12 protein-coding genes are annotated in these 13,334 nt (G+C 60.6%); 6 read left to right on the top strand and 6 right to left on the bottom strand.

Annotated elements, in window-relative coordinates; genetic code table 11:
- Nucleotides 1-51: 51 nt before the first annotated feature.
- Together PMI25_RS13265 and PMI25_RS13260 are read left to right on the top strand one after the other, a co-directional pair.
- The gene (locus PMI25_RS13265; protein ID WP_007961530.1) at nucleotides 52-1,233 is read left to right on the top strand and encodes a hypothetical protein; all 1,182 of its coding nucleotides are present in this window, start codon (nucleotides 52-54) and stop codon (nucleotides 1,231-1,233) included.
- A gap of 177 nt (nucleotides 1,234-1,410) precedes the next feature.
- The gene (locus PMI25_RS13260; protein WP_007961528.1) at nucleotides 1,411-1,926 is read left to right on the top strand and encodes an SET domain-containing protein-lysine N-methyltransferase; all 516 of its coding nucleotides are present in this window, start codon (nucleotides 1,411-1,413) and stop codon (nucleotides 1,924-1,926) included.
- A 6-nt stretch (nucleotides 1,927-1,932) separates the two neighbouring features.
- Here the strand turns inward: PMI25_RS13260 and can are convergent, their stop codons facing one another.
- Nucleotides 1,933-2,577, bottom strand: a complete 645-nt coding sequence (gene can, locus PMI25_RS13255; RefSeq protein WP_003228196.1) for a carbonate dehydratase — start codon at nucleotides 2,575-2,577, stop codon at nucleotides 1,933-1,935.
- A gap of 140 nt (nucleotides 2,578-2,717) precedes the next feature.
- Here can and PMI25_RS13250 point away from each other — a divergent pair, with 140 nt between their 5' ends.
- Nucleotides 2,718-3,122: a hypothetical protein gene (locus PMI25_RS13250; protein ID WP_007961525.1), complete on the top strand. Its 405-nt coding sequence runs from the start codon at nucleotides 2,718-2,720 to the stop codon at nucleotides 3,120-3,122.
- A gap of 99 nt (nucleotides 3,123-3,221) precedes the next feature.
- Here PMI25_RS13250 and rimI read toward each other — a convergent pair whose 3' ends face one another.
- Both rimI and PMI25_RS13240 read right to left on the bottom strand, forming a co-directional pair.
- Nucleotides 3,222-3,674 carry a ribosomal protein S18-alanine N-acetyltransferase gene (gene rimI, locus PMI25_RS13245; protein ID WP_007961522.1) on the bottom strand — a complete coding sequence of 151 codons (453 nt, stop codon included), beginning with the start codon at nucleotides 3,672-3,674 and terminating at the stop codon, nucleotides 3,222-3,224.
- Nucleotides 3,667-4,413 (bottom strand): hypothetical protein, encoded by a 747-nt coding sequence (locus PMI25_RS13240; protein WP_007961520.1) that lies wholly within the window; start codon nucleotides 4,411-4,413, stop codon nucleotides 3,667-3,669. The genes rimI and PMI25_RS13240 overlap by 8 nt, the downstream gene beginning before the upstream one ends.
- A 234-nt stretch (nucleotides 4,414-4,647) precedes the next feature.
- Here PMI25_RS13240 and mksB point away from each other — a divergent pair, with 234 nt between their 5' ends.
- The 3 genes from mksB to mksF are packed head-to-tail and all read left to right on the top strand — an operon-like array spanning nucleotide 4,648 to nucleotide 9,462.
- The gene (mksB, locus tag PMI25_RS13235; protein ID WP_007961518.1) at nucleotides 4,648-5,931 is read left to right on the top strand and encodes an Mks condensin complex protein MksB; all 1,284 of its coding nucleotides are present in this window, start codon (nucleotides 4,648-4,650) and stop codon (nucleotides 5,929-5,931) included.
- Entirely contained in the window at nucleotides 5,921-6,625 is a 705-nt protein-coding gene (gene mksE / locus PMI25_RS13230) for an Mks condensin complex protein MksE (protein ID WP_007961517.1), read from the top strand. The genes mksB and mksE overlap by 11 nt, the downstream gene beginning before the upstream one ends.
- Nucleotides 6,622-9,462 (top strand): Mks condensin complex protein MksF, encoded by a 2,841-nt coding sequence (mksF, locus tag PMI25_RS13225; RefSeq protein ID WP_007961515.1) that lies wholly within the window; start codon nucleotides 6,622-6,624, stop codon nucleotides 9,460-9,462. Before mksE ends, mksF begins: the two co-directional genes overlap by 4 nt.
- 216 nt (nucleotides 9,463-9,678) lie before the next feature.
- Here mksF and PMI25_RS13220 read toward each other — a convergent pair whose 3' ends face one another.
- Genes PMI25_RS13220 through PMI25_RS13210 form a run of 3 tightly spaced genes read right to left on the bottom strand, consistent with a single transcriptional unit; the run spans nucleotide 9,679 to nucleotide 13,244 of the window.
- A complete protein-coding gene (locus PMI25_RS13220) occupies nucleotides 9,679-11,982 on the bottom strand; it encodes a PqiB family protein (RefSeq protein ID WP_007961514.1) in 2,304 nt (767 codons plus the stop codon).
- A complete protein-coding gene (locus PMI25_RS13215) occupies nucleotides 11,975-12,598 on the bottom strand; it encodes a paraquat-inducible protein A (RefSeq protein WP_007961513.1) in 624 nt (207 codons plus the stop codon). Before PMI25_RS13215 ends, PMI25_RS13220 begins: the two co-directional genes overlap by 8 nt.
- Nucleotides 12,585-13,244: a paraquat-inducible protein A gene (locus PMI25_RS13210; RefSeq protein ID WP_007961512.1), complete on the bottom strand. Its 660-nt coding sequence runs from the start codon at nucleotides 13,242-13,244 to the stop codon at nucleotides 12,585-12,587. The genes PMI25_RS13215 and PMI25_RS13210 overlap by 14 nt, the downstream gene beginning before the upstream one ends.
- Nucleotides 13,245-13,334: the final 90 nt, after the last annotated feature.

Raw genomic sequence — 13,334 nt, 5'->3', positions numbered from 1 at the left:
ATATGAAGCGCCCCGAAATCCCGGGGAACCCACGCTGAAAAGGATCTGAGCATGTTCAAACTCGCAGGACTGACCTCCGCAGCCTTCACCCTCGCCGCGCTCACCCTGAGCGCGGCGGCCCACGCCGATGTCGATCTGAAGCTGGGCAGCACCGAACGCGTCACCCGCCTCTTCGCCTACCCCAACAACTGCAGCGTGATCTGCTATCGCAACTGGTCGCTGGAACAGACCGTCGCCCATTACCTGAGCCAGAGCGTGCAGCGCGATGGTTACACCAATGCCAAGGTGCTGGTGAAGAACGATAACGGGCAAATTTACGCCGAGATCAGCGGCGTGCCCAAAGGTTACGACAAGCCGCTGTCGGCGCTGCTCGACGCCGGGGATCTGGCCTATACCGGCGCCAGCAAGCTCAACGCCGATGGCAAGTGGGCGTACAGCTGGTATCTGTTCCTGCCGTTGGGCATGGCCCTGGAAAACCGCAAGAGCGTCGAATTGCTGCACTTCCCGCCGGACTATTCGCTGACCCAGGCCCAGGATTATCTGCGCTCGAACACCACCGACCGCTGGGCCACGCTGCTGACCGCCAACGGCATCCCGGCTGACCAGACGCCGGCCTATCAGACCATCATCGACATCGCACCAATCGCCGCGCCGTCCAATGCCGGCAGTGATCTGGAAGGCGTCTACGACTACTTCAAGGATTACCAGACAACGCTGGTTAAGCAGTTCAGCCAGACCAGCGCCGGTAGCACCCTGCCGATGGTCGCTTTCGGTGCGCCGGTGCGCAACTGGATCAAGCAGCAATACGGCCCGACCGTGGCGGTATTGGGTCTGGCGACTATCAGCCCGAGTGCAGGGGTGAACGTGCCGGTGCTGGGTTCGAACCACCCGAGCTACATCTGGTACGCCGCCGATCCGGCGAGCTACGACGGCGATGAAGCAAAAGCCGATGCCGCCGGTTTGAAGGTCATGGGTCAGGACTTGAGCGCCGCTTGCTGGCAGGCCGGAATGGGCAGCAAACCCGGTACCGATGCGAAAATCCTGCTCGACAGCTGCAAGCAGACCTGGCAAGTGACGCAGAAGGTCAAAACCTGTGAGCTGTTCTACACCTCGATCCGCAACCTGAGCCCGGCGGATGCTGCCGCCAAGTGCTCGACCACGCCGATCAAGGCGCAGCTGCAACAGCTTCAGGGCGAATTGCCGGACGCCGCCGTTCCCGCACCACACCTCTGATCCGCTGAAAAAGCTTCCCGTGTCAGTCAATGCTGACGCGGGAAGCAGCGGATTACGCCTGTCAGATCTGACAGTAGACGGTTTGAGAGATACACCGGAACATTGGATCCAAACATGCTGCAGCGCTGACAGGACGTCAGACCGGGGAAGTCGCAGCATTTGCCGACAGGGATCGTTATGAACAACCAGGCACATCAACACCCCATCCCCCGCGACACACCGGGTATCTACCCGTTTGCCGGGTTGCCGGTACGGTTGGGTTTCCCCTCGACTGAGGATTTCCAAATCGTTCAGAACAGCCATGGTCGCGCGGCAGTGGTGGCGCGCCGGGCATTCTTGCGCATCACCCGGATGTGTCGGGTGTCCGGGCAATTGCTGCCCTATCGCTGTCGCCAGACCCGCCAGCTACTGGCCGGCATCCATATCTACGACCCGCGCTTTTGCGGATTGCTCGAACATGCCTGCGATCCGAATGTATTTCTGGACATGAGTGAACTGTGGCTGTGGGCGCTGCGCGACATCCAGCCGGGTGAACGCCTGACCATCGACTTCGCCTCCACCGAAGACCGTTTGCTGCAGCAATTCGCCTGCACCTGTGGCTCGCCGCGCTGTCGGGGGTGGATCACCGGTTACGACGAGCCACCCAGTATCGAGGGCCAGCACTTTTTGCAGCACTGGCGGCACGCGCACTGATCGGGATTACAACGCTCCGACCGGACGCAGGCGATATTGCGGCGGCAGTTGCTCGAAACCGCTGATGGTGGTGTTCAGGCTTTTCCAGCGCCCGTCCTTGATGCCGTAGATGCAGCCATGAATCGACAGGCTCTGCCCGCGATGCCAGGCGTTCTGGATGATGCTGGTGTGGGCGACGTTGGCCACTTGCTGGACGACGTTGAGCTCGCACAGCCGGTCGACCTGCTCTTCCTCGGTGGGCAGCTTGGCCAGTTCTTCTCGTTTTTCGTAATACAGATCGCGGATCGAGCGCAGCCAGCCGTCGATCAGGCCGAACTGGCGATCCTGCATCGAGGCGCGCACGCCGCCGCAACCGTAGTGGCCGGTGACGAGGATGTGTTTGACCTTGAGCACATCGACTGCGTACTGGATCACCGACAGGCAATTGAGGTCAGTGTGCAGCACCACGTTGGCGACGTTGCGGTGTACGAACAGATCGCCCGGCAGCATGCCGACGATCTCGTTGGCCGGCACCCGTGCGTCGGAGCAGCCGATCCACAGATATTCCGGGGTCTGCTGGCGCGCCAGCTTGGCGAAGAAATCCGGGTCTTCCTTGGTGATCGCGTCAGCCCAACGCTCGTTGTTATCAATCAGGTCTTGTAAGTCGTGCATGGTTAAGGCCTCAAGAAAGATGCGCTGGTATGACAGACGACCGCCGGTCGGGGTCACGCGAGAATCGCCGGTGTTTTTCTTTGGAATTCTCGGGTGCCCGGTGAGTCCACTCAGTAAGGCCCACAGTATGAGGATTTGCCATGACTGATTCACGACGTCCGTACGATGCGGTGCAACCGGAACCCATCGATGACAACGAAGACCGCATGGGCTCGGTGCACGAGCTGGATTTCGATGAAGACGAACCCAGCGCCAAGATTGGCGACGAGATTCCGGAACGTGAACGCAAGCAACTGATGCCCAACGAAAGAGTGCGCGAGGCCGGGTTTACCGGTGCATCGACGGCGGATCATGAGCCGACCGACGACGATATGAGTCCGGAAACACTGATTCATGAAGACGGCGCGCGCGATGCCGAAGAGGCTGGCGAAGGCAATCAGGCGGATTGGGATCTGAGCATTGTCGATGAAGACGACATCGGCGGCGGCAATGGTCTGGATGAGGCGGAGCTGGCGCGGCGTGATCCGCTGGATGGCAACCGCTGATCGTTGTTGTCTGATCAACCGCCATCGCGAGCAGGCTCACTCCTACATTGTGCAATGCATTCTCTGTAGGAGTGAGCCTGCTCGCGATGCTCTTAACGCTTAGTCGACCAACGTGCAGGCCATGACCACGGCATCTTCACGCCCGCCCACCGCCGGATAATAATCCCGGCGCCGGCCAATCTCATTGAATCCATAGCGCTCATACAGCTTGAACGCCGCCGTGTTGCTATCCCGCACTTCCAGAAAACACTCACGCGCCTCAGCCGCATACGCTCGCGACATCAGATGCTCCAGCAACGTCAGCCCCAGCCCACGCCCCTGATTTTCCGGCTTGACCGTGATATTCAGCAGGTGTGCCTCATCCAGAATGATCTGCACCACGCCATGGCCGACCTGCTGCTGGCCTTCGAACATCAGCCAGATTTGATACTTGCCCAGCCCGTCGAGAAAAATCCCGCGGGTCCAGGGATGGCTGTACGCGGCGTATTCGATCTTCAATACCGCGTCCAGGTCCGCCTCGGTCATCGGGCGGAACGATACAGCTTCACTCATTCGATGGTTTCCAGCGCGCCATCAGCCGACGCATGGCTTGCCACACAGCGGCTTTGCGCTGTGGCTCTTCCATTAACAATTCCAGACCGGGAATGGCCCAGGCCAGGCCAAGGCCTTCGATCTGCAATTCACGATTGAATGCTGCAGCATCCGCTTCACCGGCAAAGCGCACCGCCGGCAGGCCGATCAGCCACAGGCAGGCGCAAGGTGCCGCTTCCATTTGCACTGAAAGGAAGCCTTGAACGAAGTCGCGCGCCGCCTCCGGGCCTTGATCCATGGTGCCGCGGTTCAGCCACGGCCAGCGCACCGGCTCGCCGACAATTTGTGGCGCATCCGGCAGACCGGCGGCGCGCAACATGTCTTTAAGCAGCAGATAGGCCGGATCGCGGCTCTGGAACGCTTCGCCTGTGGGTAACTCCACCAGCAGCAGGCAAGCCCCGGCGCGCAGCAATTGCAGGGCGAAACGCGGGGGCGGCACCGGCGCGGGTCTGGCGACAACTGGTGCCTCTTCGACCTCTTCCACCGGTTTGGCGCCATTGCGCGTACTGGCCAGCGACGGGCGCGGCACTTCGATCTTAGGCCGTTCGACCGGACGGGCGGCAGGCTGCGCAGGAGCTTCGGCCTGCACAACCGGCATCACCGCGACCTCTGGCTCAGGCTCGGGCATGTCCAGCAGCTTGGGCCGCGACGGGGCGGCGAAAGGCAATTCGGTGCGCGGCAGCCAGTTGACCACCTGCATGGCGTTCAAATAGGCGCGGCGGCGGGACTCGATAAGCAAAGGGTCGGCCACTTGTGGATAACTGAAAGTGGGCTGATTCTACCGCCCTTCGTTCAAGATCGCTTGCTGTTGATCGATAGCCTTTACCGGGGCTCGCTCCCTGAGAAAATGCGACAGCCCGTCCCGAGAGTGAATCGCATCCCTCCCGATGCAGTACAATCGCGGCTTTTAATCGCCAACCAGCCGGCCATTCCGATGATCGAACCCAAGCGCGTCTTGCGCGCCCTCGCTGAACACTGGGCACTTCTGGAGCCACTGTGCGAGCACTTCGACCAGGGCACCCTGAGCCTCAACGAACTGCGCACGCAACTGGCCGCCCAACAACTGGACAGCACGCCGCAGGACATCACCAGCCTGCTCGACGTGTGGATTCGCCTGGACATTCTGGTGCCCGTGGCGAAAAGCCCGAACCGTTTCGAGCTCAACGCGCAGATCCACGACTTCCTCGCCTACCTGCGTCGTGAGCACCGTCTGGGACTGTGCCTGGAAATCGAAGCCTATCTGCGCCACCTCGAACGGCTGGCCGGCTACATTCAGGACGCGTTCGAAGTGCGCGACGGCAACGACCTCGCCCGTCAGCTGCGTTTGCTCGACATGCGCGTGCGCGACGTACTGAAGAAACTCGACAACGACGAACAGGCGCTGGTGGCCGTGGCCGAACGGGCCAAGACCAGCGACCGGCAGATTCCGCTGCGTCAGCGTTATGCCGAAGTGCTGGCGACCTGGGACGAATACGTCGAGCCGATGATCGATCTGGTGAACGCCGACGGCGCCTTCGAACAAGGCGTGCGCAAGGTCGAAACCGTGCTGCTGAAGATGCTCAGCGAACAGCAGCGCCTCGGCCATCTGGTCGACGACGACATGCTGCTGCGCACCCACGCGCGTATTCTCGAAATGCAGACCAGCGCCCAGCTGACCCTGCGCCACGCCCGCGAACTGCTGCTGCCGCTGCGTGAAGAGGCGCGCCGGCACAACGCCGTGACCCGAGGCGCCGCGCTGGCGCTGGCGGCGATTCGTCGCAAAGGCATCGATGCCGTGCCGCAAGCGGCGATGCCGCTGTTCACCCGGCCGCAAAGCACCTTCCTCGGCAGCGCCAGTCAGGTCGAGGCCTACGTCTACGCCCTGGCGCGTTTCGAGCCGAAACCAGCGCGTTTCCCCAAGGCGCACAAGACCCAGAAATCCGGCGATGCCCCGCGTGCACCGCGCACCGTGCGCGAGATGGTCGAGCGTTGCGAAGAGTCCCTGCCGATGCCGGATCTGATGACCTGGTTGCTGGAGCAGGAACCGGACGGCGCCACCGACGAATTGCTCTACTGGTTCTCGCGTCTGTCGCGGGAAAAACGCTTCACCCGCGAGCGTCTGGAACGCCGCGAATACCACACTCACGAGCACCAGGTCAGCCTGCGCTCCTTCGCCCTGCTCTCGGCCCGCGACCCTGCCGCCGCCGAGGATTCTGCGAGCATCCCCAATGCATCTTGATCTATCCGAACTGTCCCAACTGGCGCCGATCTTCCGTGAGCTGTTCAAGGGCTACCACGTCAGCCGCCGCGACCCGGAACTGTACGCGCAACTGTCGAACTTCCAGGATCAATACCGCACGCTGTTCAAGGCGCTGGGGTTCGAGCTGGTCTGCGACACCCGTGGCTTCTACTACTTCGTGCCGGACATGGCCGCAGCAGCGGTGAACAAGACGGCCCAGCGTCTGGCGCTGTTCACCTTCATTCTCGTCGAGCATCTGGCCGATCAGGGCCGCGATCCGATCGCCGTGCTCGACGGCGGCAGCCTCGGCCGTGAAGAACTGCCGTCGTTGCTGGAGAAATACCGCGACCTGTTCATCCAGGCCGAAGTGCAGACCGTCGAAGAACTCGAAGAAAAGATCATGCGCCGCATGACCCAGCTCGGTTTCGCCGGCGAAGAAAACGGCGTGTACCGCTTCCTGCCGCCGATGCACCGCTTCCTCGACGTGTGCCTGTCGGTGCAGCAGGACCGCGATCTGGCAGCCAGCGTGCACAGCGTGCTGCCGCTGCCGGCACCGGTGCTGATCGACGAAGAAGCCGAAGCGAAATTCCTCGAGACCGACGATCCGCTTGATCTGTCCGAATTCGAAGAAGAAGAGAGCGAAGAAGACGCACTGGCCCGCGCCATTGCCGAAGAACAGGAGTCCGACGCATGAGCCAGGAACGCTACGGCATCCGCCGCTTTGCTCTTTTGAACACCGCCGGTTACAGCCTCGGCCTGTTCCCGCTGGAAGAACCGCTGTCGGTTTACGGCGCGAACAACCTCGGTAAGTCGGCGTCGATCAACGCCTTGCAGTTCCCGATTCTGGCGCGCATGTCGGACATGAGTTTCGGCAAGTACAGCCTGGAACAATCGCGGCGTTTCTACTTTGCCTCCGACACCAGTTACATCCTCGTCGAAGTCAATCTGCCCCACGGTCCGCACGTGATCGGTGTGGTCGGTCGCGGCCCGGGTGGTGGTTTCGGTCACCAGTTCTTCGCTTATGCCGGCAAGCTGGATCTGGCGCATTACCAGAAGAACGACACCTGCCTGCGGCAGAAAGAGCTGTTCAGCAACCTTGAGAAAGAAGGCCTGAAAGCCTACGAACTCAAGCCGGACGAACTGCGTCGTTTGCTGGTGGGCGGGCACACTTCGATCCCGCTGGACCTGACCCTGATCCCGCTGCGCTCCACCAGCGAGCAGAGCCTGAAAACCTTCCGCGCGCTGTTCATCAACCTGCTGCACATGCGCGAAATCACTGCGGCCAAGTTGAAGCAACTGTTCCTCGATGCCTTCGAGCACAGCCTGCGTTCCGGCAGCGTCGACTACATCGCCGCGTGCGAAGAAGCCTTCCGCGATGTGCGCCGGATGGAGCAGGACTACAACTCGCTGGTCGCCGCCGGCCCGCTGGTCGAAGCCTTGGCCAACGGGGTGAAACAGCGCGACGTGCTGCGCGGCAAACTGCATCGCCTGTCGCCGTTGCTCGACTCGTTGCTCGGCACCTGGTCGGACTACGCCACGGCGCGCAAGGAAGAGCTGACTATTCAGGCCGAGCACTACCGTCGCGAGCAGGACGATCTGCAAAACGATCAGCGCGGCGGCACGCAGGAACTGATGCGTCTGGAGCGGGAAATTTCCGGTATCCAACGCTGGCTCGGTGAGTTGTCGGTGCTGAAGAACCGCTTCGCACTGGTCGATGACGTCAAAGTGCTGGAGCAGCAACTGCTCGCCGCCAAGGATGCCCACGACGAACTGGCCGGTGCGCTGGCACAGTCGCGGCAGTTCAGCGCCGAGGATCTGGAAGAGCGTCTGCGCGATCTGGAAAAACGCCTGAAGTCAGTGAAACAGCAACTCGATCACGCCGACAACAACAGCTATGCGCGCCTGCGTGAGGAGTTCTCGCAGCAGGACGTCGAACGCCTCATGCGCCTGTTCAACAGCACGCTGTTCAGCCTGCCGCTGGGCGAGCACGGCATCACCCTCGACGAGGATGGCGAATGGGTCAAATCGGTCGAGCTGATCCTCGATGGGTTCAAGGGCGAGCGTTTCGAAGTGCCGGGCTTGTCGATCGACATCTCGCACATCGAGCCGCCGGCCCTGCAAGCGCTGGCCGACCGCGCCGCGCTGCGTGACCAGAAAGAGCGTCTGGAAAAAGAACTCAAGCAACTCAAGACCCAGCAAGCCGTGGCCGCCGACCGCGCCGCGAGCAAGACCCAGACCGAAGCGCTTTACCAGCAAGTGCTGGATGCGCAGAAAGCCCTGGAAGATTTCCGCCGTACCCAGACGCTGAGCGCCGAAGAAGGCGACAAGCTCGAGCAACTGGCGCAGATGGAAGCCGCGCAGGACGAACTCAAGCGCTCCAGCGATGCGTTCACCGAGCGCGTCCAGCAGCTGTCAGCCAAGCTGCAACTGGTCGGTCGGCAGATCGCCGACATGGAAGCCAAGCAGCGCACCCTCGACGATGCCCTGCGCCGCCGTCAGCTGCTGCCGGCGGATCTGCCGTTCGGTACGCCGTTCATGGATCCGGTCGACGACTCGATGGACAACCTGCTGCCGCTGCTCAACGACTATCAGGACAGCTGGCAAGGCTTGCTGCGCGCTGACGGGCAGATCGAAGCGCTGTACGCGCAAGTACGCCTCAAAGGCGTGGCCAAGTTCGACAGCGAAGACGACATGGAGCGCCGTCTGTCGCTGCTGATCAACGCTTACGCGCACCGTACCGATGAAGCCCTGACGCTGGGCAAGGCACGGCGTGCGGCGGTCACCGACATCGCCCGGACCCTGCGCAACATCCGCAGCGACTACGACAGCCTCGAACACCAACTGGCGCTGTTCAACCGCGAGATCAACAAGCGTCAGGTGTCCAACCTGCAGAGCTTCCGCATCGTCCTGGCGCCGAACAAGGAAGCGCTCAAGCACATCGACCAGATCATCCACAGTGCCGGTCAGTACGAGGAAGGCGAAACCCTGTCGGTGTTCGACCTGAGCCAGAGCGCGGAGCAGGACAACAAGAACGAAGAGGCCAAGGAGTACCTGGCGCGGCTGGTGGCGGCGAACCACAACCAGCTCGGTCTCAAGGACTTGTTCGAACTGGCGTTCGAGATCACCAAGGTCAACGGTCAGCCGGTGATTCACACCGACATCGACGGCGCGGCCTCCAACGGCACCACCATGACCATCAAGGCGCTGACCAACATGTACTTGTTGCTGCACTTGATGGATCGCGACCTGGCCGGTCGCGTGCGCTTGCCTTACTACCTCGACGAGGCGGCGGACATCGACGAGAAGAACCAGGCCGCGCTGCTGGAAACCAGCCTGCAACTGGGCTTCGTGCCGATTCTGGCGAGCGTGAAGCCGCAGGTCTGCGCCAGTGTCGCCATCGACCTGGAAGGCGGCAGCGGCCCGGCGGGGATCTACATCGACGAGGCGGACTGGAAGTACATCCGCCGCCATGATGTGGTGAAGGCCACCGTCAATGTGCAAGCCGATGAGCCGGAGCTGGATGAGGTTTGATCGACTTTAGCTGAAGGCAAAAAAAGGGCCGCGATCTGTTGGGATCGCGGCCCTTTTTTATGGCTTTGGGTTTGTGCTGACTTAGAGGACTTCATCGCTGGCAAGCCAGCTCCCACAGGTTTTTGCGCTAAACACAAATTCTGTATACGACATAAAACCCTGTGGGAGCTGGCTTGCCAGCGAAGGCGTCCTCCCAGACGCCACATCAATTCCGGATTACTTACCGAGCGAAATCTTCGGCGCCCAGGTCAGCCACTCATCCTCGAACTTGTCGAACAGCGGGAACGTCTGCTCAGGTCGTGCCGGGTTGCCCATGCGCTCACCGTCCGGCGTGGCGAAGGCGATGCCACCCTGAATCGCCGTCTCCAGCGACTCCGTGCGCACCGTCAGACCATTGAACAAGCCGATGTCGAAACCGACACCGCTGGTGTTCCAGAATCGGCTGCCGCTGCGCACCAGCGGCGCGTACTTCGGCTCGATCAGAATGTGCACCAAGACGCGATCTGCGGTCTGACCCAGCTCATAGCCCGTGACTTTGCCCACAGTGATTTCTCGGTAGGTCACGGGTACGCCCGGTTTCAGCGAGCCACGGCGCGCGGCGCTCAACACCAGACTCAAACCGGCTTCCTGTTTGGCGACTTCCGGCGGACTGGCGAGCGCAACGAAGTTCTTCTGCGGGCCGAGGTTTTTTGCCGCCGGCTGCACTTCCACATACTGCCCGGTAACCAGGGTTTCCAGGTTCTGCGTCTTGATCAGTCCCAACTCTGGCTTGACCACCCAGAACTGACTGCCGACCCGGGCAATCTTCTCCGGCACTTCAGTGATCCGCGCGGTAATCATCACGGCTTGCAGATCGTCGGTCAGATCGACGTCTTCAATCTTGCCGACATCCAGCCCTTTGAAACGAATCGGCGTGCCCGGACGCAAACCATCGGCGCGATCGACCTTGATCGTGACCAAAGTGCCTTTCTGGTTGGCCTCGTCATGGTTGGCGAACAGACGGAAGCGCGGAATACGCTTTTGCAGCGGCGCTTTGGCTTGCGGTGTTTCGAAGGCAATGCCGCCGGCCATCAACGTCTGCAACGACTCGCTCTTGACCTGAATCCCGCCGGTCAGACCACCAGTGAGGGTGATGCCGCTGACATTCCAGAAGTGTGTCGACGCGTTGACCAGGTTTTCGTATTCCTTCTCGATATGCACGCCAATGACGATTTGTTTTTTGGTCTTGGAGAACTGATAGCTCTGAACCGAACCGACCTTGACCTGCTTGTACAGAATCGGACTGCCGACTTCGATCGAACCGAGAACATCGGTGAACAGCACCAAGTGCAGACCCGGCGAACGCAGATCCAGCGGCGGCGCTTTTGGCCGCGCCTCGAACTCGCGTTTCGGCGCGGCACCTTTGTCGCCCGGACGCACGGCGATGTAGTTACCTTTGACCAACGCTTCGAGCCCGGTGATACCGGCCAGGGAAATCGACGGTTTGACCACCCAGAACTGCGTGCCTTCGACCAGATAGTCTTCCGCCAGAGGATCCAGCGTCAGCTCGGCCGTGGCGCTATTCAGATCCGGATCGATTTTCAACGCTTTCATGTTGCCGACCTGAATACCCTTGTACATCACCGGCGTACGGCCGGCCTGCAGGCCTTCGAAGTCGCTGAGTTTGACCTTGACCCGGATGCCGGCAGCGGCGGCGTCGAAGTCCTCATACAGACGGAACGGCAGGCTTGGATCAGTAGGCGGACTGTCCTTGCGATTCTCCGGAGTGGCGAAGGCAATACCACCGGCGACGATGCTCGCCAGAGACTCGCTGCGAACCTTCACCCCCGACAGGTTGGCGTCGATGCTGATGCCACTGGCGTTCCAGAAGCGCGTGTGTTTGCGCACCAGTTTGGCGTAGGTCGGCTCGATGAACACTTTGAGTTCAACGGTGCTCTGGTCTTCAGACAGCACGTAGCTTTTGATCTGACCGACCTTGATCTGCTTGTAGAACACCGGACTGCCGCGGTTCAGCGAACCGAGACGATCGGCCTTGATGGTCAGGTGCAGGCCGGGCTTGGAGTCCGATAGCGGCGGCTCTTCGGCGAGTGCCTTGAACTTGCGGGTCGGCTCGCCTTCACCGGGACTGATGGCCACGTAGTTACCCGAGACCAGGGTTTCCAGACCGGTGATACCGGCCAGCGTCACGCTCGGTTTTACCAGCCAGAAACGCGTGCTGGTCTTGAGGTATTGCTCGACGTCCTTGTTCATCTCGACGGTGGCAATCACCCCTTTGGAGTTGCCTTCGTCATCCAGTTTGAGTGTCTTCACTTTACCCACTGGCATGCCCTTGTAGACCACTTCGGTCTTGTTGGCCTGGATGCCTTCACCGCTTTCGAAACGCACCTGAATCTCGATGCCGGTTTCGTTGTAGGCACGCCAGCCCAGCCAGCCGCCGATGATCAGGGCAATCAGAGGCAGTACCCAGATGGCAGACCAGTTGGAGGCCGGTCGGGTTTTCGCTACAGGCAAATCAGTCATGGTCGTCGTCCGACTCCGTGTTATCCCAAATCAGTCGGGGATCGAAAGTTACTGCGGCAAGCATCGTCAGAATCACCACACTGGCGAAGGCGATGGCGCCAAGGTTGGCTTCGACACTGGCAAGCCGGCCGAAGTTGACGACCGCCACCAGAATGGCGATCACAAAGATATCGAGCATCGACCAGCGACCGATGAACTCGATGAAGCGGTACATCCAGATCCGCTGCCGTGCGGACAATGGCTGGCGTCGCTGCACCGAAAACAGCAACAACGCGATGCCCACCAGCTTGAAGGTCGGCACCAGAATACTGGCGATGAACACCACGGCGGCAATCGGGATCATGCCGTGCTGCACCAACTGGATCACGCCGGACATGATGGTGCTAGGGTCGCCCTGACCCAAAGAGCTGACGGTCATGATCGGCAACACGTTGGCCGGAATATAGATAATCGCAGCCGTGATCAGCAGGGCCCAGGTTCGGGCCAGACTGTTCGGACGACGAGCGTGAACCAGCGCACCGCAACGGGTGCAGGTCTGCTCGTCGGTGTCCGCATCCTGTTTGTTCAATTCATGGCATTCGGTACAGATCAGAATACCCGCATCAATCGCCCGCATGGGCATCCTCTCCTGATAACGCCTGCCAGATCTGATGCGGTGACATCACCACTTCCAGCCAGACCTGAACCAACAACAAGCCGATGAAACACGCCAGACCGAGGCCGACGGTGATGGCCGCCATGTCCGCCAGTTTGACGATCGCCACGAGGACGCCCATGAGGTAGACCTCGAGCATGCCCCAGTCTTTGAGGTGGTGATAAATGCGGTAGAGCAGCAAGCCGTAACTGCGTCCGATGTTGAAACGGATCGTCAGCAAAACGAATAACTGGCACAGCAACTTCAGCAACGGAATGGCCATACTGCACAGGAATACGACGATCGAAACGCCCTGCATGTCCGTATTGAACAAGCCGAGCACGCCGCTCCAGACCGTATCCTGCGAAGATTGTCCGAGGATATTGAGTTGCATGATGGGTAAAAAGTTTGCCGGGATATACAGCAATAATGCTGCGATCACCAAGGCAAGGCTGCGCTGCACCACATTATGGCGATGGGCGTACAACTCGTAACCGCAGCGCGGGCAGAGCGCTTTCTCGCCATAGGCAAGCTTGGGCTTGCGCATCAGCAAGTCGCACTCGTGACAGGCCACCAAGTCTTCCAGCGGTAAATCTGACAGCCCTTGGGCGTCAACCGGATCTGACATAAAGGCTCTGGCTCCGAAAAAGATGGGGGTTATTCTAGTGTTCTGATTCGAAAATAACTGTGCAAAATTGTTCGCTGGCTAAGTAAAAAT

It is taken from the genome of Pseudomonas sp. GM30 (genome assembly GCF_000282275.2).
Classification (GTDB): Bacteria; Pseudomonadota; Gammaproteobacteria; order Pseudomonadales; family Pseudomonadaceae; genus Aquipseudomonas.
Note: the sequence above shows the minus strand (reverse complement) of the source record. Positions and strands in the feature narration are given on the sequence as shown.